Raw genomic sequence first — 262 nt, 5'->3', positions numbered from 1 at the left:
GGGCGGCTTCGACGTCTACCGGGCGAGCAAGTCCGCCCTGAACCAGCTGGTCCGCAGCTACGCGGCGCGCCACGGCGACGATCCGCGGACGCTGCTGCTGCTCGCCCCGGGTGGATCCCGGACCGGCCTCGGCCCCACCGCACCGCTGTCGATCGAGGAGACCATCCCGCAACTGGTCACCACTGTCGACAACCAGCGCGGCCGCGGCGGCCTGCGGTACCTCGACCGCTTCGGGGGCGTGGTTCCCTGGTGAGACCGGACA

Annotated in this window: 1 protein-coding gene; it reads left to right on the top strand. The window is 72.5% G+C overall.

The window, feature by feature from the left end; all coding sequences use genetic code 11:
• On the top strand, positions 1–253 hold a 253-nt coding region (locus tag BN358_RS27350; RefSeq protein ID WP_083851745.1), incomplete at its 5' end, for a hypothetical protein.
• Positions 254–262 lie beyond the last annotated feature (9 nt).

The organism is Sedimentibacter sp. B4 (genome assembly GCF_000309315.1).
Taxonomy (GTDB): domain Bacteria; phylum Bacillota; class Clostridia; order Tissierellales; family Sedimentibacteraceae; genus Sedimentibacter; species Sedimentibacter saalensis.
Note: the sequence above shows the minus strand (reverse complement) of the source record. Positions and strands in the feature narration are given on the sequence as shown.